22 protein-coding genes are annotated in these 22,361 nt (G+C 53.4%); 13 read left to right on the top strand and 9 right to left on the bottom strand.

From position 1 onward, the window contains the following. Positions 1-175 precede the first annotated feature (175 nt). Genes NMK_RS09840 through NMK_RS09815 form a run of 6 tightly spaced genes read left to right on the top strand, consistent with a single transcriptional unit; the run spans position 176 to position 5,426 of the window. The gene (locus tag NMK_RS09840) at positions 176-3,001 is read left to right on the top strand and encodes a DNA polymerase (protein ID WP_181376230.1); all 2,826 of its coding nucleotides are present in this window, start codon (positions 176-178) and stop codon (positions 2,999-3,001) included. Between the two features lie 20 nt (positions 3,002-3,021). Continuing rightward, positions 3,022-3,666 carry a hypothetical protein gene (locus NMK_RS09835; protein WP_109015575.1) on the top strand — a complete coding sequence of 215 codons (645 nt, stop codon included), beginning with the start codon at positions 3,022-3,024 and terminating at the stop codon, positions 3,664-3,666. Then, entirely contained in the window at positions 3,667-4,053 is a 387-nt protein-coding gene (locus NMK_RS09830; protein ID WP_109015574.1) for a cyclic-phosphate processing receiver domain-containing protein, read from the top strand. Positions 4,054-4,088: 35 nt separating this feature from the next. Continuing rightward, positions 4,089-4,433 carry a hypothetical protein gene (locus tag NMK_RS09825; protein ID WP_109015573.1) on the top strand — a complete coding sequence of 115 codons (345 nt, stop codon included), beginning with the start codon at positions 4,089-4,091 and terminating at the stop codon, positions 4,431-4,433. A gap of 49 nt (positions 4,434-4,482) precedes the next feature. Continuing rightward, positions 4,483-5,217 (top strand): hypothetical protein, encoded by a 735-nt coding sequence (locus tag NMK_RS09820; RefSeq protein ID WP_181376229.1) that lies wholly within the window; start codon positions 4,483-4,485, stop codon positions 5,215-5,217. Between the two features lie 11 nt (positions 5,218-5,228). Continuing rightward, positions 5,229-5,426, top strand: a complete 198-nt coding sequence (locus NMK_RS09815; RefSeq protein WP_109015572.1) for a hypothetical protein — start codon at positions 5,229-5,231, stop codon at positions 5,424-5,426. 82 nt (positions 5,427-5,508) lie between these two features. Here the strand turns inward: NMK_RS09815 and NMK_RS09810 are convergent, their stop codons facing one another. After that, positions 5,509-5,757, bottom strand: a complete 249-nt coding sequence (locus NMK_RS09810) for a hypothetical protein (RefSeq protein ID WP_109015571.1) — start codon at positions 5,755-5,757, stop codon at positions 5,509-5,511. A gap of 102 nt (positions 5,758-5,859) precedes the next feature. Here NMK_RS09810 and NMK_RS09805 point away from each other — a divergent pair, with 102 nt between their 5' ends. From NMK_RS09805 to NMK_RS09800, 3 genes are all read left to right on the top strand, one after another. After that, complete coding sequence (locus tag NMK_RS09805) at positions 5,860-6,504, top strand: phospholipase D family nuclease (RefSeq protein ID WP_227871446.1); 645 nt, start codon at positions 5,860-5,862, stop codon at positions 6,502-6,504. Between the two features lie 94 nt (positions 6,505-6,598). Beyond that, positions 6,599-7,153: a hypothetical protein gene (locus NMK_RS18295; protein WP_146187163.1), complete on the top strand. Its 555-nt coding sequence runs from the start codon at positions 6,599-6,601 to the stop codon at positions 7,151-7,153. A 406-nt stretch (positions 7,154-7,559) separates the two neighbouring features. After that, positions 7,560-8,138: a hypothetical protein gene (locus NMK_RS09800; protein ID WP_109015570.1), complete on the top strand. Its 579-nt coding sequence runs from the start codon at positions 7,560-7,562 to the stop codon at positions 8,136-8,138. Here NMK_RS09800 and NMK_RS09795 read toward each other — a convergent pair. From NMK_RS09795 to NMK_RS09770, 6 genes are all read right to left on the bottom strand, one after another. Next, complete coding sequence (locus NMK_RS09795) at positions 8,135-9,832, bottom strand: single-stranded-DNA-specific exonuclease RecJ (RefSeq protein WP_109015569.1); 1,698 nt, start codon at positions 9,830-9,832, stop codon at positions 8,135-8,137. The genes NMK_RS09800 and NMK_RS09795 overlap by 4 nt on opposite strands. A 55-nt stretch (positions 9,833-9,887) precedes the next feature. Beyond that, positions 9,888-10,811 (bottom strand): helix-turn-helix domain-containing protein, encoded by a 924-nt coding sequence (locus tag NMK_RS09790; protein WP_109015568.1) that lies wholly within the window; start codon positions 10,809-10,811, stop codon positions 9,888-9,890. A gap of 531 nt (positions 10,812-11,342) precedes the next feature. After that, a complete protein-coding gene (locus NMK_RS09785; RefSeq protein WP_109015567.1) occupies positions 11,343-12,458 on the bottom strand; it encodes a hypothetical protein in 1,116 nt (371 codons plus the stop codon). Between the two features lie 14 nt (positions 12,459-12,472). Next, positions 12,473-13,378, bottom strand: a complete 906-nt coding sequence (locus tag NMK_RS09780; RefSeq protein ID WP_109015566.1) for a hypothetical protein — start codon at positions 13,376-13,378, stop codon at positions 12,473-12,475. Between the two features lie 77 nt (positions 13,379-13,455). Then, the gene (locus tag NMK_RS09775) at positions 13,456-13,809 is read right to left on the bottom strand and encodes a hypothetical protein (protein ID WP_109015565.1); all 354 of its coding nucleotides are present in this window, start codon (positions 13,807-13,809) and stop codon (positions 13,456-13,458) included. Positions 13,810-13,869: 60 nt separating this feature from the next. Then, positions 13,870-14,364, bottom strand: coding sequence for a metal-dependent hydrolase (locus NMK_RS09770; RefSeq protein WP_181376228.1), 495 nt, complete (start codon positions 14,362-14,364; stop codon positions 13,870-13,872). Positions 14,365-14,448: 84 nt separating this feature from the next. Between NMK_RS09770 and NMK_RS09765 the strand changes: the two genes are divergently transcribed. Together NMK_RS09765 and NMK_RS09760 are read left to right on the top strand one after the other, a co-directional pair. After that, the gene (locus NMK_RS09765; protein WP_181376227.1) at positions 14,449-14,823 is read left to right on the top strand and encodes a hypothetical protein; all 375 of its coding nucleotides are present in this window, start codon (positions 14,449-14,451) and stop codon (positions 14,821-14,823) included. Between the two features lie 10 nt (positions 14,824-14,833). After that, positions 14,834-15,259: a hypothetical protein gene (locus NMK_RS09760; RefSeq protein ID WP_109015562.1), complete on the top strand. Its 426-nt coding sequence runs from the start codon at positions 14,834-14,836 to the stop codon at positions 15,257-15,259. 36 nt (positions 15,260-15,295) lie between these two features. On the opposite strand, the gene NMK_RS09755 is transcribed toward NMK_RS09760, so the two are convergent. Continuing rightward, positions 15,296-16,516 (bottom strand): ATP-dependent DNA ligase, encoded by a 1,221-nt coding sequence (locus tag NMK_RS09755; RefSeq protein WP_109015561.1) that lies wholly within the window; start codon positions 16,514-16,516, stop codon positions 15,296-15,298. Between the two features lie 231 nt (positions 16,517-16,747). On the opposite strand from NMK_RS09755, the gene NMK_RS09750 reads away from it, so the two are divergent. Together NMK_RS09750 and NMK_RS09745 are read left to right on the top strand one after the other, a co-directional pair. Then, positions 16,748-19,210, top strand: a complete 2,463-nt coding sequence (locus NMK_RS09750; protein ID WP_109015560.1) for an HSP90 family protein — start codon at positions 16,748-16,750, stop codon at positions 19,208-19,210. A 35-nt stretch (positions 19,211-19,245) separates the two neighbouring features. Next, positions 19,246-20,046 carry a hypothetical protein gene (locus NMK_RS09745; protein ID WP_109015559.1) on the top strand — a complete coding sequence of 267 codons (801 nt, stop codon included), beginning with the start codon at positions 19,246-19,248 and terminating at the stop codon, positions 20,044-20,046. A 178-nt stretch (positions 20,047-20,224) separates the two neighbouring features. Here NMK_RS09745 and NMK_RS09740 read toward each other — a convergent pair whose 3' ends face one another. Then, a complete protein-coding gene (locus tag NMK_RS09740; protein WP_109015558.1) occupies positions 20,225-22,213 on the bottom strand; it encodes a hypothetical protein in 1,989 nt (662 codons plus the stop codon). Positions 22,214-22,361 lie beyond the last annotated feature (148 nt).

Below are 22,361 nucleotides of genomic sequence, written 5' to 3'. Positions count from 1 at the left end.
CGATAAATTATTGTCCATGTCACGTATAGCAACATTTGTTAACATGATTTCGCTTCAGATAAGAATCAAGAGCCGACTCTCTCCTTGCGAAATATAGTATTTAATGGTATTATACTTAGAAATACATGGGTGCTCAAGTAAGTCCATTGCACCCAGCCCCATGGTGGAGACGAGATTGGCAGCAAAAGCAAAACATAAACCGTTGGCGCTACCCGACCAGCTAGGATTCGGGTTTGAAGTGTGCGACGCCCAGGGCAATCGCCCGGAATTCCTATCCGACAAGGATGAGGTTTATGCCGCGCTGGACCTGATTGGCCAAGCTCAATGGGCCTCCGTCGACGTTGAAACCACCGGGCTCACCGACGCATCCTCCCCTGTCGTCATTGATATGCAGAACTGGAAGCAAGGCGCTTCCTCTCGCGTGCGCATGCGTACCATTCAAGTGCGTGTACCGACGGTGCGCGGTCGTAAGGGTCCTCGTATTGAGTTTGCCTTTGACTGCGACAAGATGGGGCCTGCGCTCACACAGGAAGTTGCGCAATGCATCCTTTCCCGCCGCATTTTCATAGCGCACAACGCAGGCTTCGACTTGTATTGGCTGCGACTGGCGCAAGGCCGTACCGTGATGCCGGCCATCGTGGTCGACACCATGTTGATGGTTCGCCTTTTGAACCCCAAGCTGGTGCTGAAGCGAGCCGAGCTGGTGTCGAGCATCAAGCACAACACCGAGATTGTTACCGCTACCGAAGTTGAGCAGGCCGCATGGAAGTCCCTTATCACCGGGGCATCTGGCGGCAGCTTGGCGGACGTCGTGTTGGCGATGTTTGGGGTGGTGGTCGATAAATCCTTCCAGAAACCGACTAATTGGACCGGGTTGCTGAGCTTTGGCCACTACGATTACGCCATTGATGACGTGGTGTGGGCGGACCGCATCCTATGCGAATTGCTTGGGCTGGATGCCGAAGGCGACCTCTATCAGGCTTATCTAGGTCAACGCGCTCGAAAGGCGACGGTTCGATTGGTAGAGCCCCAAGTGCCCGAACTGGTGCTGTTGCGCGAACACGGCATGCCGCTCAATACCAGCGTCGGCAACAAGTACGTTAGAACCAAGCGTATCGAGCTCAGCATGAAGGTTAGTGAGCTCATCGCCCTAGAGCCCACGTTAGAGACCTATCGCGAAGCGCTATCTGACCCGGATGCCGGGTTGGACGACGACCTTAAGAAGTGTCTTGCGGCTGCCTTTGAGAAGCGTGGCGTCGTTTTACGTCGTACCGCGGCTACCGGCGCCCCGCAAGTCGGGGAAAAGGACCTCCGGGCTTGTCGCGCAATCCAGATTGAAGAGTCCAGGCCATTGTTCAATGCATGGGTGGCCGTTTGCAGAGCAAAGAAAACCTCGAACATGGCCCTTGAAGTGGTCGGCTTCGCCGAACGTAGTGCCGACGGCCGTGTGCGCGCCCTGCTCTCGCATGGTCCGGTCACAGGGCGATTGGCAGCGTCCGAACCCAACGTTCAACAGTGGCCGCGGGACCAGTTGTTCCGCGCGATGTGTATGGCCTACACGAAGCCCGGTTGCGAATTCATGGACGTGCTGGTGACGGTCTGGAATCAACCACTCATTGCTAAAGCCGCCGACCGTGACGTTTCAATTGGTGAAGTGGTTCGCGTTGAATCGGCGTGGCTTGCCGGGCTGTACGCCACAGACAAGATTACTGTTTTAGCGACCGAGGAAAACCAGGCTGTGCTTGCGGCCGCCACCGGTAAGACGGTCAAGGTTGGCGCGCTGGTTTCCACCGAATTCAGTTCCTTTGCTGGTGCGCATAAAGCATCTGCTGAACGTAAGGAGTTTGGCGCGGCCATTGAGGCGCAATTCACGCATCGCATTGTTGCCTCCGACTTTGGGGCACTGGATGTACGCGTGGGGGCTGCATTGTGCGTACGTGCTCAGCGGGACATGCTGGCAGCAGCACGTGGGCATGTGGTTCCTGGTGGCACGCAACCACCAGAGAATGTGCTGGCCGCTATCACCACCATTGCAAGATTACTGGGCCTCCCTGATGCGGAAGCGGCGCTGAAGTCAGAAGCCGCAAGGTTCAAGAAGGAAGTTACGCGTCTGGATGAGCGGATGGAGAACCTCAAGCGCCAGCTCGATGATGGCGGCATCCAGCGCAACAAGTATTACAAACTGCGCGGCGAAGTTAAAGATGAGCTGCTGGCAGCTCGCTTAGGTTACCGTCTGGCGCAGTGTATGTCGTACGCCGTTGCACGCGGTGAAACTGATTATTCCGCCCTTCGCGACGCTTTCGTAGCCGACATCGATATTCACACCTTCACCGGTATGAAGCTCGCAGGCCGCGACCCCATGAAAGAGTTCGAGGGCCTTACTCCCTCGGACCGCAAGAACTACGAGAAGAAGCTCAAGAAAGAACTTGGGCCTAAGCGCCAGCAAGGCAAGATTGCTAACTTGTCCCTACTCTATGGGATGGCCGATGCAGGCTTCCAGGAGGCGGCTGCACGTGGCTACGACGAACACTGGACCTTGGATGAGGCCGGCGATATCCGCGACTTGTGGATGGATGCCTACCCTGAAGTTGAATTGTGGCACCTCTGGACCGAGTGTCTGCAAGCCGGGATTGTGTATCTGCCCGATGGCACGAAGGAAAAGCCGGTTCGTACCGGCTGGTGGATGGCACGCACGCTGGCTGAACGTGAGATTGTGGCCTTTGGCCTCAATGCTGCACTGTCCTACCAGGACCAGTCATCAGGCGCCGACATCCTCGGCATGATTATGCACCGCCTTAACGTGGAATACCCCGATATCTTCGATTGCGCTATCAATCAGGTGCATGACGAAGTGGTGTTCTGCCTGGACGAAGACAAGTTCAAAGCACATCTGGAAATTATCGAAATGGTCATGGTGGAAGAAGCCAACAAGCTCACGATGCCCTACGGTGTTCCTTGCGCGGTAAGCCCGGCGACCGGTGTGCTTTGGATTAAAGACTAACGGAAACGTGAGATTTTGATATGGCCTTTTTAGGCGTTCCCCCTGAAGAAAACCTCGTACTGGAAATCAGCCAAAGCTCTCTGACGCGATTTAAGGCCAGGGAGCCAGATGAAAACATAGTTACTGACTACCTCGCCAAAATTTGTATCTATGACGATGAAACTGAAGATTTTGTTGACGTAGGGGTGCTTGACTATTTTGTGATTGATACAGCTCTCGCGCATGACAACCGTGTCTGGTTGGGGGATGCGCTGGATGCCCACAGCGATACTCTGGCGGACCTGTTTGGCACAATTTATGACGAGCAAACTGAACTGAAGCAGGTGCTGATGGATGCGGTCGGGGATGACTTGCTCACAGGATTTGGTGGCATCCTCTACCTTAACCGCGTTGAACTGCAGCCGGCTTATCGTGGACGCGACATCGGCTTGCAGGCAATTTACACCCTGCTTAAGAACAAGGCGCTTGGCTGCGAATTGGCGCTTCTGCAAGCAGCACCAATTCAAGATGGGAAGGCCGCTCCAGTTTCCGATGCAGAGCGCAAAAAGATATCGACGAAATTGCGCAGGCACTACAAGAGACTCAACTTTGTGTCCATAGGTCGAACGGGGTATATGGGCGCCTCCTTGAACTACCACTTGCCCGCATTCTGGATGGAGCCGTAAATGTTCCTATTCCTCGATGATAGTCGACCCGCTCCTGTCGGCGCCACAGTGTGCCGCTCCGCAAAGGAGGCCATTAAGCTACTAGCAACTGAGCACGTCCGCCAAATTTCATTTGACTCGGACCTCGGTGACGGCGGCTCCCCTTACGAGGTGGCAGCAGAAATACTCAAGTCCTCAGGCATCTACGGAAAAACCGTGCCGCACTGGTGTATTCACGACCGCAGCAACCCTGTTGTAGCCAGAAACATCCGGTCAACCATGCTATCGGCAGAACGCCGATATGCCATGAGTAACCCTAACGACCCCAAGCGTCGAAACACCCCCTCTTGCCGCGGCATCGTTGTGGCATTAAAGCCGGGACGTGTCGGAAGTCAGCGGTACCTCTAACCTCAGCCCTCTGGGCCAACCATCAAGGAAACAAAATGGGTCAAGCAAGAAAACGTGGTTCCCTCGCAGAACGCATTGCGCAGGCACAAGCCATCCAGGAAGACGAATCCCCGATTAACATCAAGTGCAAGACCTGCGGCGAAGTCCTGAATGGATTCACGCTCATCAAGCACACCCCGGCCGGCGCGGCCTGGGCAAAGAAATGTGAGTGTGGCGCTGTCACCACGGCGCTAGTCCAGGCGCGTCACAGCACCTTGCAGCGCACATTTGCCAGCACCTTGGGCATGGCTCAGGAGATTGCCGGCGACGACAAGAAGTGTTCGGTGACCTTCCTGGAGAAATCCATCGATTCCATCGAAACGGGCATCATCCGGCTCTAGCCGACTTAGCGCTATACCTCATTGTTACTAACCAAAATGAGGAAATATCATGACTGCTGTCAGCCTGAATCAAGACCAACGTTTGTTTGTAATCCCGAGTGGCGGTGGATATAGCTGCCTGGGGTTTGATGTAGTCTATAACTACATCACTGAGTTTGCGAGCCGGATTGCAAAAGCCGGCCGCGCGATTTCAGTAACGCCGCAAAGCGCTGAAATCGGTACCCTCAAGCAGTACGAGGACTACCTTTCGCTGCTTCAGGAGTATCGCGCCATCGAAGACAAGGAAACTTGGTTTGATGCGCGCACGCCTGAACAGGTACGCAAGGTGCTCGAGGCCTATCGTAAAAGTGGAAATCGTGTCCGGATTTTCCTGGGCGACGAATCCACAGGCCGTGACTGGATGGACGAACACGATATGATGGGAAGAATTGGTCGCAGCATGGGGCCAATGAAGAGCCCTCTCCTGATTTCTGATGATGAGGATGGGGGACCTGCACTTCTGACCAGCTGCATTGTCCGTATCGTTGACGTCACAACCCGTAAAGATGTGTATCGGCACCCGCAGTACCACTTGCCGGAGATGGAACTTCGTTCGATTTCCGACGAAGATGGGTATACCGATAGCAAGGGTAAGTATGTCTCTCTTGCGGCTCTAGGCTACTCGCATGGGGTTTGGGTAAAAAACCAGAATGGTTTGTTATTGAATCACGCGAACTTCAAGTCCTACGGTAAAGCATGCAACTGGATGGCATTTATGTCCGGTGACAGCTTTACTCAACCCTAAGCGGAGGAATCATGGCAAGCAAACTGTCTCAAGTGACTAATGATGACAAGGAACTGGGTATCGTCATTCTGACGAACATTCGCGCAAGCCTGGAATCACTCGGGTTTGGTGATGCAGAAGCCAGTATCTCTGGGGCCGACCTGGTAGATGCAATGCAGGAGCACTATCAAGCGATTGAGCACCTTTTGTCGAAATACAACCTGATGTAACTCTCACAAGGCCGCAAGATTTTTCTTGCGGCTTTTCTGTGTCCAAACGAAAAGCCCCGAATATCGGGGCTTTGAGTCTGCATTAGCTGTCGAGCCAATGCTTAAGTTCCACTTTAGCCGCACGCTTGCCTGCCTCGAATTGTTTCATTAGGGCGTAGCAAACCTGGTCTGCCAGTAGCCTGGAGGTAAAGGTGAGCGTGGCGCTAGAACTTTCCATGCCAGCATAATACAACTCAAAACTGACGGCTTCGGACGAGTCCCACGGGCAAACCTCAAGATGGCCTTGGGCAAGGGAATTTTTCCACGCACGTTTTCTGCAAGGTTCTGCCATAATTTCTCCTGATGCCTTGGCTGATTAACAAATGCCTAAGTTGACAATAAGTGCCTAATATAGTATATTTCATGTTCCATATTAGATAACAAAAGGCAAGAAATGACGCGCTCTCGTGTTGCAGTATCCGCATTGTTAACCCTGGCAATGGTTGCGGTTGGCGGTGTGGCCAACGCATTCTCATTCAAAGACGTCACCAAAGGCTTCCATGATGTCAGTAAAGCAATTTCCAACCAGGGCAGCACTGTCGTGCCGGCGGCGGGCACACTAGAGGTTGCCTTCTCCCCTGACGAAGGCAGCGAAAATCTGGTCATCAAGGTTATCAACTCCGCGTCCGAGAAAAAGGGTGGCGAAATTTTGATGCTGTCCTACAGCTTCACCTCGGCGCCAGTGACCGAGGCGCTGGTGAAGGCGGCGCATAACGGCGTTTCCATCAAGCTGGTGGCTGACTACAAGAACAACATCTCTGAAGACCGCTCCGGCAAGGCGCGTGCCGCGCTCTCTGCGTTGAAGACCGCTGGCGCCGATGTGCGCGTCATCAAGGTGTATCCTATTCACCATGATAAGGTCCTCATCGTGAACCGGGATACGGTCGAACTTGGCTCGTTCAACTATTCGGCCGCCGCCGCTCACAAGAACTCCGAGAATGTGCTGGTGAACTGGAACAACCCAAAATTGGCTGATGCCTACGTCAAGCACTTCAACCGCAACTACAGCCAGTCAACACCATTTGAAACACAATACTAGCTTTAAGAATTTCAACTAGTTACTCTAAAACTGGCCATCCGGCCAGTTTTACTTGGTAGCTTACCTACTTGCTAAACGAAATTAAGTGAACTGTATGGAAATTCTCGAGGCCATTGAAGTTAAGGAATGTTGTCATTGCCATGTTGAAAAACCTGTTACGGATTTCAATTTGAAGAACAAGGTAACGGGCAAACGTCAGTCTCGATGCAAGCCGTGCCAAGCAATCGTGAGTCGAGAACATTATTTAGCGAATAAAGAAAAAATCATCGAGCGGTCAGCAATTAATGCAGCCGCAAGACGGGTTTCCTTAGAAAAAATTGTGAAGGAAGGTCTGGCGGCAGCTAAGTGTGAGAAATGTGGAACAGCTAATCAGCTAACCTATCATTTGAATCGTGACTTTGACGGGCCGTGTGTTTCCGCCATTTTGCATAACGGCATGGCTAGGGAGTCGTTGATGGAAGCAATCGAGCACAGCTCGATTTTGTGCAAATCTTGCCAAGGGGCCACATTTCACAAAGGGCTTGAGCCATATCTGGCGGCTCGCAGAGCCGGACAACCTTATGAAGCTAAGCGTACCCCTAAGAATGAATATAAATCTCGGTATACAAAAGCCAATAAAGACCGGCGAATGAGCTCAGCCAGGGTTTAAGCCTCAAAGGCTCTAATAAAAACAAACACCAGTTCAGAGAACTGGTGTGGGAGAGAGAAGTTACCGAGAATGGCCTTTCATCGTCACAACAGAGCTTACGCTCAATGTCGCTGACGGACGTCCGTGTTTTGGCGGATAGTTAAAGGCGTCACTGCGGTAAAACTTCTTTTTGAGGATGTCGACCGTCGTCAACAGCGAGCAAATGCTCAAGCTTCGTCCACAGGGGCACTCTACCTACCCGTCGGGTTCACACAAACGGAACCATATTTCCATGTACCAGTATAGGGAGCGGAAACAGATTAACGCACAAAACTCGAAACTGGAAACAAAGTTGCACATTAACTGATTGACTATTATAGCAAATAATGCTATATTCAGAAGGTATTCCTTACAGTCGGAATCCATCATGGCATTCAAACATCTCTCCATCCTCGAACGCTCCTCAAAATTTGAAACTGCTGTTGACTTGCTTACGCGTGTGAACGAGGGGGATGATTCGGCGGTGCCTGAAATTCATAAGTTTCTTTCGAATTTGAGGGAGCGCGAGGAGATACTCGCCATCGAGCATAATAAAGCCGAAACCGCCCGCGATAAGCGAAAGAACGGCGGACGGAAGAACTCCGGGTTATTTGAAGTTGCGCCAAGGTATGAAAATGGAACCGATTTTAGCGCTGAGGGTATCGTCCTTGCGCGAAAAGGTGCACTTCGTTTGATTTGGCGATATGGCAGCAAGTTTTGGGCGAGCCAGTTAGAGCCCAGCGTGTACACTCCTGGCGAACTGGAAGTACATGGTGAAAATCCGGAACAACGCCACCGCAATCATCGGGACCTCACCAATAATCATCGTGAGCCAGGAACCAAGGATACGCGTTTAACGAAAGCGTTGATTTTGCGCTATGCTGAGCAGATTGATGCCGTATTCGGCGCTGGCACAGCCATCCAGGTCGCGGAACTCAAAAAGACCGTGCTGGTGGACGCCGCCTAGTTCAACACCCTTCCCTGCCACTGCAGGGAGGTCTTTCCCTTCCAAGTATTCAGGCTGGGAGCCAGATACATCTGGACTTCCTGGCCAACGGTCGGCTCCGGCTGGTTGAACATGACCACCGTTTCCGGCACGTCGTTATCCCCGATTTTTGCCCGAATCTTCCAGTGCAGGCCGCTCGACCCCAACGGCTGCACTTCCTTGATGACTGCGGCATCATCAAAAGCTGGCGCCTCGAAGCCTTGCCCCCATGGATGGCGCAACACGCGCGCAGCGTCCTCCACAGAAAGGTTTGGCATTGGGCCATCACTCCAAAGCGTGTTCTCAAGCATCTCTGGAGTCACGCGCTCCTTGGCGACATCGATAAATGCACGCTCAAAGGCCTCTAATGCGCCCACATTTTCAAGCGTCGCTCCTGCAGCCATGGCATGGCCGCCGAACTTGGATAGAACGCCAGGTGCACGACGCGCGACTTCTTCGAGGGCGTCCTTAAGGTGGAAGCCCGGGATGGACCTCCCAGAGCCCTTGGCGACGCCGTCATGCAGCGAAAAGACGAAGGTTGGCCGATGATGCTTTTCCTTGATGCGGGAAGCGACTAGGCCAACGATGCCAGGGTGCCAGTTAGGGCTACCCTTCACAATGGCCAGGGTATCCTCGGTGAAGGTGAAGTCGAGCACCAGCGAGGCATCATCAACGGCCTCCTTTTGCAGGCGCTTACGTTCATCGTTGGTTTCCGTCAGGAGCTTGGCTAGCTGCCGCGCTTTCTTTTCATCGCGGGTAAGCAAAAGTTCGATGCCGGAATCCATGGTATCCAGACGTCCGGCCGCATTGATGCGCGGGCCTAGGCCAAACCCAATGTCCTGGGTGGTGATGTAGGCAGGAACGCAGCCTGCCTCATTAATGAGCGCCTGAATCCCGACTGGAACGTTACCGCGGCGCATGGCGTCCAGCCCTGCTGAGACGAGCTTCCGATTCGCAACGTCAAGTCCAACCATGTCGGCGACAGTGCCTACCGCCACATAAGGCAGCAAGAAATTGAGCGAGGGGGTCTGCATCCCAAATGCTGTGCGTAGACGCTTTACAGCGGCAACCATCCACAATGCCACACCCACACCAGCGAGCTTCTGCAGGCCGCTCGGGCAGTCCTCCCGCGCGGGGTCAATGACAGCAAGGGCCTCAGAAGGCAAGGTATCCCCGGGCAGGTGATGGTCAGTCACAATTACTGCCAACCCCTTCCCTGCCGCGTAGGAGATTCCGGCATGACCCAGAATGCCATTGTCTACGGTAAGAATGACGCGCGCATTTGGGTAATGGTCCAAGGCCAGGTCGACGACGGAGGGCGAAATGCCGTAACCGTGAACCATGCGGTCTGGAACGACATAGCCGATTTTAGCGCCCAATTCAGTCAGGCCGGCGACGGCCACTGCGCAGGAGGTTGCGCCGTCGCAATCATAGTCCGCAATCACCACCACCTGCTCCTGAGCCTCAATGGCCTCATGCAAGCGCATCGCTGCGCTGGCCATGTCGCGCATTGGGGTGGTGAGCAGGATTGGGAGCGCCGGCGAGTGTGCTCCCAGGTCCCCACGCGAGCTTAAAAGCTGCGCTTCAAGGGGAGACAGACCGGTTTCGATAATCAGTTGTGAAAGCGCCCGGTGGTCGATTACCGGGCGCCTTTGGAGACTGCAGACGACGGACATTGCTGGTTGCTGTTTCCATCGGGCTACCAGAGAGTTGGTAGCCCTTAAAGGTTGGTTAATGATGTTGCGAATACGCCTCGACAGATGCCGCAATCATGTCATTCAGGTCTACCCCGAATGTTTCAGCACGAGTACGTTCCTTTTCGATACGCTTATGCAGGGAGATGAGTTTCGGGTATTGCTCCGAACTCAGGCCCAATGCCTCACAACGAGCTTTTACCGCCTCCCATGCCGCGAGGACAGTCTGGTTGAGGTCCAGCTCTTCACTGATGATAGCTTCGACTTCATCCGACCAGTAGCGACGCATCAATCCATGTTCCTTAATTGGAATCCACGGAGAGAACAGCAGCGTTGCTCCCACGGTTTGCCAGCGACCACCTGCTCGACGGGCGGCATGCGCCAGGTCGTAACGAGTGAACACAGCATCTTCAATGTAGGCTTGCGCCTGAGGGACATCCACGTCATCCGGGAGTTCTGCCACAACGTCGAGCGTCATACCAAACAGCTGCTCGCGCCATAACAGATTCTCCTCCCCGACTCGAACGCCGATATGACTGTTGGCTGGCAAATATTCTTCGCCGCCATACTCCAGCCAATCCAGCGGTACCTGCAAAAGTTCTGCAAGTTCCGGTACACACGACGGGCGGTGGATGTTCTCACCCCAGCGCCGCACCAGCTCCCGGCTGACACCCAACTGTCTTGCGACCTGGGAATCGTTATAGCCGAGATAGTCACGTGCTATGCGAAAGCGCTCACCAAACGTGGTGGTTGCCGACTCACATAGCGCCGCCTTCTTGTTTACTTCATCCTCGAGAAGCTTAATAGCTTCTTGAGGGTAGCTCGGAAGACGGCCTTTACGCTTCGTGCCTGGGTCCCGAACAAGTCCTGCCTCACGTTGGAAGCCTTGCTTTTTGATGTTGAGAAAAACGCGCAAACCTTCAACGTACTCAGCGGTGGTGTATTTATCAAACTGAGACATGATGATATTTCCTTTTTAAATTACACTATTTCCAAAAATGCATGAATATTCAAGTCGTTTTCGCTATTTATACGCTAAACAAGTTTGAAATGCAAGTGTTTTCAGATATGCCAACCATGAAACCTTGACAGTTTTAGTATTGTGCGTGCTTCCCCAATATCACTGAAGGTCTCCCCATTATTATTTTGCCCTCCCAAAAAGTTTGTCTTGGAGGCCGTAGAGGCCCTGTGTTAGTCCAGTATCTGCATGCAAGTATAGCCAAAGTTCCCAACATGCCAAGGGAATTTTAGATATGACAAATTAAATTGCCGCTATATCAAAATACTAGTAATCACCAATCAATTTAAAACCATACTAGCTTGGAGATTTTAATATTTGTCAAGCAAGTGGATTAAAGATTTCTGGTAAATACAAGGAGAATATTATTGGTGGTTTGATATGTCAGTTTGATGTAAGAATTGTCTTTTGCTTGTCAAAAGCAAAAACAAAAACGCGGAATTTTTGGTTCCGCGTTTGAGTCGTCCTGCTGCTTTAGCTATTTCGGTGCAACTTAGCTGGAGGCGCAATTGGGGTGGGCGGGTCAGTCCATACGTCGTACCACTGGCCTTTCACCCGAGCGAACCGATGTGCCGGGCGTGTCTTCTTGTCGAGCTGGTGGTGGGTACCGGGTGACACCAGCGCAGTGAAGTCTTGTTTTCCGGGGTCTTTGATATGAAGGCCTGACTGTCCTTCCTCCATCACATTGTGACACGGCTCATACGGAAGCATGTAGTTAGGCGTATTGGAGTCGTCGTCCTTACCCCGGACATCCTCTGACTTCATCGCGTCAGGGATGGGAGATACCTTTTTTGTATCTGCCGGCGGGCTATCCAGTTCTCGCAAACGTTGAGTCAATGTGCGATTGGCTTGCATTACTTCCACAACCGTATGCATTGCTCGAACTTCAGCCGACTTGGCTGAAGCAACCTCATCCTCCAGTTGACGGATGCGCGCCTGGAGCTCTTCCTGTGAAGCGGAGGACTTCACCTGCTTAATACTGTCAGCCTCCAGCCGATATCCAGTCAATTCTGCGGACATCTGGTTAAGTGCATCCTGCGTCTTGCGCAACTCGCGTTGCGCAGTGTCGCGTTCCATACGAGCTGAGCTTAACTCTACTTTCAGCTGCTCGATATCAGCCTTTAATGCCGCACCTTCGTCCATCAGTCGTTTCGATTCCGGCGTTACAGTGACCGTCGCCTTAATCAGCGATTTCGATTCAACCATTGGACGATATAGGGTGCAGCCAATTTCCTTACAGTCACGAAGCGCGAGCTCACCCGAGTCCAGCACCACAGCTTCACGCATCAACATCTGCGCAAGTCTGGCCGGAGCCGGCAAGCGCACCACTCGGTTCTGTACCATGGAAACGCCATCCGGGCCGTCAATGCTTAATCGGTACTGAGCATTAACGGCATCTTCGCCAGCGGGCACGCTGCCTGTGTATCCCAGATGCCATTTTCCGGCGTCACAGGCAAGGTGATAGGACAACCCGGATAAATCGGTATGCGAAATTTCAATAGGAGCGCATTTCTGTAGTGCCGGCGCAGCTTGTACGCTCAAAGAGCCTACCGCCAAAAGCACTGCCAATAACGCTTTTTTGACAATCATGGTACGCCCCGCCGTTATTGTTGGTTAGCCTGAGAATAGGGCTTGATGCGCGCCACGTTTTGCTGGAACTCTTCAAGCAGCTGAGGATTGTGTTCTGCCACCTTGCGCTCAGCATAATGCACCTCGTCATCGAGGCCGAGGTATTGCGCACGGGAGGCCAGCGCCCAGGCGCGGGTCATATCCGCAGGCTTGCGGTCCAACGCGAGCAGCGCACCTTGCACGGCATCCTGGTTGGCTACGCGAGTTTCACCCATCTGCACTTCAAGCTTTCCGTCACGCAGGCGCAGCTCAGCCTTCACGACAGGCTGCGTCAGCACGGCCTTTCCAGCAAAGCGAGACACCTTAGGGCCAAGAACCACCTTCGAGCTGGCCCGGCCGTTGATGACAGGAGTTGAGGCCAGGCCAGACTCTACAATTCCCGGCTCATCCACTGCATCTGCGTAATTCACGTTGTAGGCACGCCATACCCCAGCGGATTCTTCGACCGAGAGGGTTCCCGTCGGCGCATCCCATTCGATTTGATGGGCGAACTGGGCCGGTAAGGCGGCAGAGGACACCGCGCTCGACTTCAGGACGCCAGTTGCAACCTGGTCCGCGCGAGGTAGTTGCCCCAGCTTGGTGGCATGTTCACTTTGGGAGCTGATGGTGTAAGCAGCATTGATAAGGTAAGGCGGAGTGCCCTTGATGAGCGCCTCACCTGCGAAGCGGATAGAGGGGGCAATCGAGGTAGCATCCGCACCATGGCAGTCCACAACATAAAGAGCAGGCTTGGAGGTGTCTGCGGGGACATTGAGGACAGGGGCGTCGCAACGCATGGTGGTATCGGTTGTCGGGGCTTTGCCCGGGCCTGCGTCAGCAAGGACGGCCGCTGCTTGAAAGCCCATGGCGCCAATAAGCATTGCAATGATTTTTTTCGACATATATTGAGTCCAGTGTTAGTTAATGCAGTTATTGCGAACCTTTAGTATATGAACTAAAGGCAATTTTTGAATTCGAGTTACACGGTAATATGGTGCTCAGCTGCCAAAACCAAGCAAGCACTCAAGAAGTCTGAAAATTCATTAACAGACAACTCAGCCGTGGAGGGAAGCACCTTGCGGACATACCCATCCTCAGTGACAACCTCATCAAGCCCCAAATAACGCTCCACCAGGTAGTCATGCCAGAACTGCACGGAATTACCGTTCTGCTGGGCAAATCGCCGCAGCAGTGACCTGAAAAATTTGTTCTGCGCCGGGGTGCGCTTCTCCGCGCCAGTCTTTACCAGATAGACTTGCCATGCCTCTGGCTGGTGCTGGGCATGAACGAGCGCAGCCTGTGCCGACTTGTCAGCCAAGTTGCCAAAATACATGGTACGTTCCACGTCTGATTGTATATTATGAGTGTACCATATATAAGCAATTTAGTCAAGCTAACTCATGTTCCACATGCTGACCAACTGCCATGAAACAAATCCCGCTGTTGCAAAGGACAGAGTCATCATGATTTCGTGTTCTCCCGAACGCCACCATCCCTTTTTCCCTAGCTTCAACCGCTTGGTGGGGACTAACCAAGGGATACCCATGGGATTGGGTGCGTCCCCTAGGATATGGACGATTGCGCCAATTGCTGCCCCTATGGCCATAGAACCAACGAAGCCGCCTGCATGCACACCCCAGTAGATAACGCCTAGCCATAGCGGAGGCCAGTGGGTAATAGTCCGGTGCGGGATTAGTGCGCCGACGCGGACTCGCATGCCGGTCTTCGCATCCCGGCGGTAGAACGGCATTTCAACCCAATCGGGTAATGTGGTCGAGCCTGCAGCGACCGCAGCGGCCACTAGCTCTGGAAGATGAAATGCCCGTGCAAGCGCTGCAGCCATAAATGCGGCGCCCACTCCCGTCCAACGGTGACCACGTCCGGTCATAGGGAATCCTGAAAACAAAAAACGGCCAATTGCCGTTTTGAGTATAGGTGACATATATGCTATTTAAAGTTATACTTGTAAATCATGCTTACTATCCAACCAAGGCAGTCGCCGAGCTGGCGAGTTCGTGTCGCGCGCGCGTTGCTGGCCATGACGACGCATACCATCGAGTTGCGAGAGCTGGCTTATCTACTTGCAGGACTCGGCGTTGTGTTCCGTGCAGTGCCGCCATTGAGTAGTCGAGGTGGGGCTAACAGCCCGGTATTGGCGGGCGCCGTTCTGATTCTGGTCTTTGGCTTACTTTTGGCGGGGCCCGTGCTTAATGCCGCCCAACCCATTTTTAGAGCGATGGGGGTATTGCCGGGCTGGGTTCTGTCGACGCTGGTTATTGGATTGCTGCTCTGGAAGCTGCGGTCTATGGGGCGCAACTACCTTTCTGCCTTGCGCCTATCCATTTAGGAGTCTTACTTTGAATTTCAACATCACAGTCCAGCGTCTGCTGCTTCCCTTGCTGCTTAAGTCGGATTTTCGTAGCCCGATATGGGCTGGCTCCGTGCTTGAGGCGCGGCTGTGGCTGTTTGGGAGCGTCCCTTTGAACCTGTTGGCGCTTTACCTGGTTGGCGAATTGACGATGGGCAATATCATTCTCACCCTCCTGAGTCCGTTTGGCATCGTCTGGTTCTCAGCGCGGCTAGCCCTGGCGCTGGGCTGTATGCAGGTGAGTGTTGCGCTTATCAGCATCCTGGTTGTGTGCGGGATGATTGTTTTGCACATCGCTCCAACGGCAATCCTTGTCACGTCCTATTTTATCCAGCTGTGGTCGGTTATCGCGATGATTCACGTTATCGTGAAATACCTGCGCACCCCTAAGAATCAACTTCCACTGCTCGCATGAGAAAAGCCCTCCAAGGAGGGCTTTGAGTTACATCGATTACGCAGCAGCTTTCAAAGGAGCATCTGCTTCACCGGTACGCTCTGCTGGAGGGCGACGCAGGTCAGCAATCTTGTCAGCTTCAGAAATGTCATCACGACGGCCAAGCAAGGTCGGCTGATAAAGCAGGCCGCCTTCATGGGCGTACAGATATCGCACTTCCACGAGGTCGTCAGCTTCAGGGATATCCTGATTGACTGGGACCGTCACATTGCCCACAAACTCTTCTTCACCTGCGGCATTCAGTAGTGCAACCCGAATGGAACGCTGAGCGTTTACCGTGAGTACACGGCAAGACGCGGTAGCCCACAACTTGTGCTTCAGCAGGAACGATGACCGACCGGTCGTGTAGTTCCCATTGATGTTGCGGTACATGACGCCTTCCCAGTTATTATCCTGGGCGGCCTGCAGCATCGCGCGCTTGTCTTCTTCCGTCCATGCCGTAGGCGCCAGTAACCCGGGCCTGTCGGTGAGGAGTTCTTCCAGCATGGAAAAACGTTCAACGAAAGAAGTCTTGCGCATATCCACATCACGCAACTTCAGCACGTCATACACGATGTAGCGGTCACCGATGAGCAGCTCCCCATCAACAATGGTCTCACGGTCATCGTTGAAGTCAGGCAACGCCCAGAGCTTGCTCAACTCCGTCGCTACCTCTTGCGAGATAGACTTGGCATGCCCGTTTCGATTCGAGGCACTGATGGTGCCGCGTCGAATGGAGATGACACAGCGCTCACCGTCGTACTTCTGCTGCATAACCCAATCGGGTTCTGCAAGCATAGGTTCAACGGCGCTCTCAGCCGCTACCTGAGCCAGCATCGGTATCATGCCAACGATAGCCTTGGGGGAGGCTGCAGAAGCCGCAGACGCAGCACCTGCAGGCGTGGCGGTTGATGTCGCAGGCGTACCTCCAAATACTGGTACCCCCGCCGGCATGCCAACAATTTTATCGCCAGGAGCCACCGCCATGGTGGTGTAGCCACTACTTGAGCGCTTATCCTTCTCCAGCTTTTCAGCGGCACGCTCAGCATCCGCAAGCCGAGGACCATGGTATTTCTCAGTCCTGGACAACGTGGCACCGCGGCGGCCGTAATAGCCTACCGCTCGATAAGTCGTGCCGCCGCCAGGCATATCCTCGGACTGCACTTGAATCACGTAAATCTTGTCGCTGCCTCCTCCACGATACTCGAGCGCGACCTGAGATACACAAGATAACGTCATATTAATTTCCTCCTTGTTAATGTTTCGGCCAGAAAGGCCTGAACATGGTTATGTCCATAACCGTATAGCGCCAGTTCAGATTAGCAATATAGCATCAATATAGTTAATTGTCTCTTTGTGGCGCTGTTTATGCCTTGGCTTATGTAGTAAAATACGCTATACAAACTCGTAGGAACATATCTAAGGCGCTTATTGCGTCTGTTAAATTTATTTCATAAAGAGGAAACAACGATGGCTATTATTAGCATTAATCAACAACGTTCCGAAGTGAAGGCACTGGGGTCGGCAATGCATGCGACCATGAACCTTTCCGGAGCTATGTTCGACATGCTGGCAACGGTCTACAAGTACATGCTGATGGCTGCAATTCGTGAGCCGATTCAGAATGGTGTGGACGCTGTTAAGCGCCTGGGGATGTCCGCCGCGGATGGGGTGATGGTTTACCTCCCGACGCTGGATAATCCTGTTATCAAGGTGGTCGACAAGGGTGCCGGAATGACCAAAGCCTTTATGGAAGCAGATGACGGCTATTTGTCATTCGGCTCCTCCACCAAAGCTGCCGACAATGGCGCTGCTGGTGGGTTGGGTGTTGGTCGCTGGGCAGCGTATGGCTACATCCGGGAATGCTACATCGTGACTTGCAATGCTGAAGACATGATTGAGCGGACTTACTTCCAGTTTCAAGGGAAGGATGGTCGTCCTCAGGTGCAGTTGGCCTCCGAGGTTCCAGGTACGGTGACCGGCACGCAGGTTTACTTCCCCGTGAAGGATGCCGACTTGCCGGAAGCACTGCGCGCGGTCAGCTGGCTGCGTGAAGTGATGACGCTGACCATGGGGGATGCGTTCTCCGTGGATAGCCCCTCAGCTCTTTCACCTGTGTTGCCGGACTTCAGTGGTGTTCGCCTTGATTTGGAAGAAGTTGACCCCAGCCTTGCTGGTGTTCGCATTTTCCCGATGCATGGTACAGCGCTGCAGTATGGGCGACAGGGCTTGCAGGACGGCTCTTTGGTGGTCTTGACCAACCAGGAGTCCGGTGTTGGCGGTCTGCCGTTCCATGTTCAATCTCCAACGGACTGGCAATCGGTGTTCTTCAGAGGGATGATTATTGAAATCCCGATGTCGTTCAACCTGCCCTTCATGCCTTCTCGCGAAGAACTGAAGTACAGTGATGAGGTGTATGCCCTCTTGCGTAAGATTGACCATGCAGCAAAACTGCATGTCATCAAAACGGCGCGGGAGCTGTATGCACAGCCGGACCTGAGCTCAAAAGCAACTTTGTCCAATTTATTGGGCAACGACGAAGTCTGGCATTGGTTTGCTCGCGGCACTCGCGATAACAAATCCGCCCTGTATGAGCCGTTAATTCAGGCAACGAGTAAAAACTCACCATGGACAGGTCTTCTGGCCGTTCCGTTCGAGCGCAGTCAACACTTGAATGGTGTTCAACTGAAGTTCACCAAATCTAGCGACCCCGTGTTGCGTGAAGCTTATTCCGTAAAAGGTAGGCTGCACTGCAATGGGAAAACCATGTCGAGCGAGGAGGTGAGTTTCAAAGCCAATAAACCTATCCGGTTGGTTTGCAATGACCTTGCCACTGGCGGCACTGCTCGATTCCGTAGCTGGCTTAAATCCCAGCGAGAAGGATTGAGCTTTTTGAGCTTTGTGTACGTGACCGCGGAAGAAATTGCGGACGCCAAAACTACGGTAGAAGGGCTTAATGCAGCTTACGGCGGAGCTTTGCCGGTGCACCTGACGTCGAGCTTTCCTGATGTTTCTCGTAAGGTGGTGGGGGGTAAGGTTGTCGCGCGAACCTCGCGTGTCGGCCAGATAACTTTCCATAGCTTTGCGCAGGGGAAGCAGGTTTCGGAAGAAATCAATTTCGACACCTATCGCGCCAGAGAACCGCAGCGCGTCTGGATTCGCAAGGATGGTGGCAAGCTGGAAGGGTTCAAGGATGATGTCACGCTGGCGGACCTCCTGGTGTCCTATGGAGGGGGTGACCTTAGGGCGGTGGCGACCAAGATGGGTATCGACAAGTTGTATTTGTTGACATCCAAGCAGGTAGACGCATTGGCTAAAGCGCAAGCGGATGCCCAAGCTGAAGGACTGTTTGACTTGGCGCTGGATGAGTTCGACGAAGAAGCAGGTGGTCATGAGGCGTACCATGCAGTTTGTGCGTTGAAGGGCTGGGTTGCTTTTGAGGACGCCTTAATGGTGTTGATGGACACTTCTGACATTCAGGATGTTTTGAATGGAAAGAGGGTTCGGTCGATTGATGACTGCTACGACTTGAGAAATCTGTGCAATGTTCTCGCAAAAGAACCGCGCATGATGCTGACCGGTACGAAGTTTGACAAAGCAATAGCGCCCTATCTGGATGTTGTTGCTGGTAAAACCAAGTACTTGGACGGGTCATACATCAACAAGCAACCGCTTAATCATGCCTGCAACGGCTTGAATATGATTGCAGCGCATATGGTGGTGTCTGAGTTCGATTCTGATGACCGGAAGTCGATGATTCAGGCGATGCATAACCTTGCATCGGCAGGTCATCTTGACTACAAGGTCGTCTGGCGCAATCTGGTTGAGCAGTTCCCCTTACTGGGTGCAGTAGGTCAACTAGGTGGTACAGACCTGAGGACTAAGTTGGCCATCGAGCACTTCTGTCATGCATTGGCCGCGCTTTACAAGTAGCCGTGTTATTTAAATTCAAAGAAAGGAGGAAAAACATGCTATCCAGCATGGAAACCCCCATGGGGTTGACTGTGATAGGCCCATCTGGCCGGCCGTTGCGGGTTCCGCGAAACAGTCCAGCGTTTCAGTCCAGCAAGGATTTGCTGGGGCAGGCGATGCCGGCGGAGCAGGTGTGGGTCAAGTTGCAAGACCTAGCTGCCAATCCGCTGCAGGCCTTCTCCAGTTGGTGCAACAAGTTCGGGGTGAAGTTTACGGACGAAGGCGAAAACTTTCGGCTGCAAGACATTTCCCTGGGCAAGGCTAGCTGGATGCCGTTGCTGCAACGCGGTATGGCCGCAGGCGCTTCTCTAGCACCGTTCCTCCGATTGGCGGAACGGCTGGGGGGTGCTGCTGCGACCGCGAAGGTTGAGCAGGTCTGTTTGCATTGGCAAGAAATTGCCATAGACACATTCAGGCTCGGGCTGGTCACGTCGCAAATGCTTCCGGCTGAGGCCCGTATCGGCGACAAGGTAGTCGGCAAGCCATCAGGTCCGCAGTTTGGGCTTGTGAGCTATGACGGCTTCACCTTCGTGGACGGTTCAATCCGGCTCGATGAGGGCGTTGTCATCGGTACCTTTGGCGCGGATAGCGCGCTTGTGGAAGAGGTCTTGGCTGAGCCTGTCATTCTGGGCTTCAACCAGACCTACCGCTGCGAGGAAGGCACTGCTGATGGCTGGTTGGAGGACTTGTCCTTCGATAGCTTGAAAGCAGCGCGCCTTAATGCGGAAGAAATCCGAAAAAGCGGCTCCAGTGTTCGAATCATCAATCGTGTATCAGGTGATGTTGTAGCGCTCTAAGCGCTGCAGCCTTATCAGTTTCAAAATCTCAAAAGCCCGCGTATTTTTACGTGGGCTTTTTATTGGGCGCATAAAACAACAGAGCCGTCCGAGAAGGGGCGGCTCTGCTTGGTCTAGCGAATCATGAGTTTCTCCTAGTTGTCCTCATGCAGCCGGGATGCTCTCCGGCTGCTTTTGATTACCCCACAGTACGGCGGTTACGGGTCAGCATTACTTTCACCAGCTCCTCGATGGTGTCGCGAATGATGTTTTGCGGAAAATGTTCTTCCATGATGGAAGCCATTTCTTCCTTGCCGACATACAGGCCAACTGGCCAGACGCGGCGTTTTGCAAACAATCCACGATTGATGGGCGTGTCACAGATGTTGGCATCGGTATACACGAACACATCATCCATCCCCTGTATCTTCGGCAGGTTGTGCTCCAATGCTGTCTGGAGCCCTTCTGCGGAATGATGCGGGTGTATGCGCATGATGATTTCATCCTTCACCGGGAACGGATAGGAAATCCAGCTCGGTCGGCCACCAACGAATCCGGACAAGATGAGCGACCCTTCCAGGAAGCCACGTTTTGCCAGATTGTTCATTGCCAACAAGAACAGTTTTCCTTCCCGGTCCGGACGTCCACTCATCGAGCCTGAGCAGTCATAGATAACCGAATACTTCCGTTTACCCTTGCCGCCAAATACCCGCTTGTGGATGTGCCGAATTTCACCATGGGCCAAATGACGGCCCGACATGCGCCGACCAGGTGTTTCCAGTGCTGCCGGTAGCGTATGCGACTTGAACATCTGCATCAGCATCGCCGTCAGGTTATCAACCCGCTTTTGATATGCCGGGTCAATCTCCCCTGCCTTTGATGTCAGGAAATGCTCAACCTTGCCACGACCCCCTTCCCCATCAGGAATGATGGATTCAGGAATGCCCTGACCATGCGACTTGCCGACATCCTTGTCGCTCGGTGTCCGGTCCCCTTTAACCGCCGCCTTTGCTTTCGCATCAGCAGCCTTGCCTTCAGGGTCCGTGCCACCGACAACTTCGATACCAGACTCAAACTCAGTGAAGAATTCATCACCCTTGTCAGCCGCTTCCGCAGCCAACGACAGGTCACCAGCGCGCTCCCCTGCGCCGTTGTACTCATCCTCTTCACTTTCGCCTTCACCCTTACCGCCGGCAGACTCCTCATCTTCACCTGGCTTACCCTCGCCCTTCCCTTTACCAGGGTCGGAGCCACTGCCAGGTGCGCCTCCACCACCAGACCCACCCGGAGGGGGCGGCAGCGGCGGCATATCGTCCTTGAATTCCTCCAAGAACTCCTTGATGATAGGATACAGCTGTTCCGAGGTCGTGCATTTGCATGCTCGATGGTAATAGGACATCACCGAATCTGCGACGTGACCGATAGTCCGCGTCCCATCCTTATCGAAAGGGGTTTCGTCGTCCAACGCCGCGTCATCACGTTCTCCCTCGAGCTGAATGCAGCGAAGGTACATGTTGTACGGGTTATTGGCCGGAGCGATATCCTCGAACACCATCCAATCGAATTTGGCATTGAGCCACTCTCTTGAAAAGTGCTCGATTCGGCTATCTTCGAACAGGTTGAACAACTGAAACGGAATCTCCAGTGCAGCGAGGTCCCGATTCACCTGCTTCATGTCCTGCGTGGTTTGCCTGGCGTGTTCACGCTCATGACGCCCATAGGACGCCACAGCCATAACCATCCATTCAACCAGCTTAGCCCAAGTCGCCTTAGACAAGTTGGTTTTTAACCAGTCAACCCGTGCATCCAACACTCGCGTGAGGGGCGGACGAGCAGGTGATTTCCTGCCTTTAACTGGAGTGCCTGGAGCTGCCGGCTTCGCCATCTCTGCCTTGACCTGCTCGACGAATTCTTCGGTAGGTGGCATACCAACCCCCTCCACCTTAACGAACTGGTCGATAAGCCGGTCCAGCATGCGGTCACCGTAGTAAATCGAATGCGAACCGCGGCGACCCACTGGAGGAATCCAGCAAGCCGTATCGAAGTCACGCTTCAGCATTACCCGGTATTCGCCGATGGCCAACCCTTCAATCAGGTACTGCACCGTGATGTTGGTGTCGCCCTGATGGTATGGCTTACGAAACGCTTCGGAAAGCGATTCTGCCAATAAAAAGCCTGTTGCTGACATGATTGATTCCTCTCTTTGTAAAGTTGTATCGCTGAGTTATCGGGAGTAGCCCTTCAACTCGCGGACGAAGCGCTTGCGCGCGATGTGTTCGGGAGTGAGTCTCCCGGTCGTAAAACACGGGAGACTTGAGAACTACTGCGATACTGCG

Origin of the sequence: Novimethylophilus kurashikiensis (genome assembly GCF_003112435.1) — a bacterium.
GTDB lineage: Bacteria > Pseudomonadota > Gammaproteobacteria > Burkholderiales > Methylophilaceae > Novimethylophilus > Novimethylophilus kurashikiensis.
The sequence above is the reverse complement of the archived record's forward strand: the minus strand, read 5'-3'. Positions and strand labels throughout refer to the sequence as shown.

Bases quoted from the DNA above. Each gene is read 5' to 3' on its own strand.
- NMK_RS09835 (WP_109015575.1), top strand. From the start codon at position 3,022: ATGGCCTTTTTAGGCGTTCCCCCTGAAGAAAACCTCGTACTGGAAATC.
- NMK_RS09830 (WP_109015574.1), top strand. From the start codon at position 3,667: ATGTTCCTATTCCTCGATGATAGTCGACCCGCTCCTGTCGGCGCCACA.
- NMK_RS09825 (WP_109015573.1), top strand. From the start codon at position 4,089: ATGGGTCAAGCAAGAAAACGTGGTTCCCTCGCAGAACGCATTGCGCAG.
- NMK_RS09820 (WP_181376229.1), top strand. From the start codon at position 4,483: ATGACTGCTGTCAGCCTGAATCAAGACCAACGTTTGTTTGTAATCCCG.
- NMK_RS09815 (WP_109015572.1), top strand. From the start codon at position 5,229: ATGGCAAGCAAACTGTCTCAAGTGACTAATGATGACAAGGAACTGGGT.
- NMK_RS09810 (WP_109015571.1), bottom strand. From the start codon at position 5,757: ATGGCAGAACCTTGCAGAAAACGTGCGTGGAAAAATTCCCTTGCCCAA.
- NMK_RS09805 (WP_227871446.1), top strand. From the start codon at position 5,860: ATGACGCGCTCTCGTGTTGCAGTATCCGCATTGTTAACCCTGGCAATG.
- NMK_RS18295 (WP_146187163.1), top strand. From the start codon at position 6,599: ATGGAAATTCTCGAGGCCATTGAAGTTAAGGAATGTTGTCATTGCCAT.
- NMK_RS09800 (WP_109015570.1), top strand. From the start codon at position 7,560: ATGGCATTCAAACATCTCTCCATCCTCGAACGCTCCTCAAAATTTGAA.
- NMK_RS09795 (WP_109015569.1), bottom strand. From the start codon at position 9,832: ATGTCCGTCGTCTGCAGTCTCCAAAGGCGCCCGGTAATCGACCACCGG.
- NMK_RS09790 (WP_109015568.1), bottom strand. From the start codon at position 10,811: ATGTCTCAGTTTGATAAATACACCACCGCTGAGTACGTTGAAGGTTTG.
- NMK_RS09785 (WP_109015567.1), bottom strand. From the start codon at position 12,458: ATGATTGTCAAAAAAGCGTTATTGGCAGTGCTTTTGGCGGTAGGCTCT.
- NMK_RS09780 (WP_109015566.1), bottom strand. From the start codon at position 13,378: ATGTCGAAAAAAATCATTGCAATGCTTATTGGCGCCATGGGCTTTCAA.
- NMK_RS09775 (WP_109015565.1), bottom strand. From the start codon at position 13,809: ATGTATTTTGGCAACTTGGCTGACAAGTCGGCACAGGCTGCGCTCGTT.
- NMK_RS09770 (WP_181376228.1), bottom strand. From the start codon at position 14,364: ATGACCGGACGTGGTCACCGTTGGACGGGAGTGGGCGCCGCATTTATG.
- NMK_RS09765 (WP_181376227.1), top strand. From the start codon at position 14,449: ATGCTTACTATCCAACCAAGGCAGTCGCCGAGCTGGCGAGTTCGTGTC.
- NMK_RS09755 (WP_109015561.1), bottom strand. From the start codon at position 16,516: ATGACGTTATCTTGTGTATCTCAGGTCGCGCTCGAGTATCGTGGAGGA.
- NMK_RS09750 (WP_109015560.1), top strand. From the start codon at position 16,748: ATGGCTATTATTAGCATTAATCAACAACGTTCCGAAGTGAAGGCACTG.
- NMK_RS09745 (WP_109015559.1), top strand. From the start codon at position 19,246: ATGCTATCCAGCATGGAAACCCCCATGGGGTTGACTGTGATAGGCCCA.
- NMK_RS09740 (WP_109015558.1), bottom strand. From the start codon at position 22,213: ATGTCAGCAACAGGCTTTTTATTGGCAGAATCGCTTTCCGAAGCGTTT.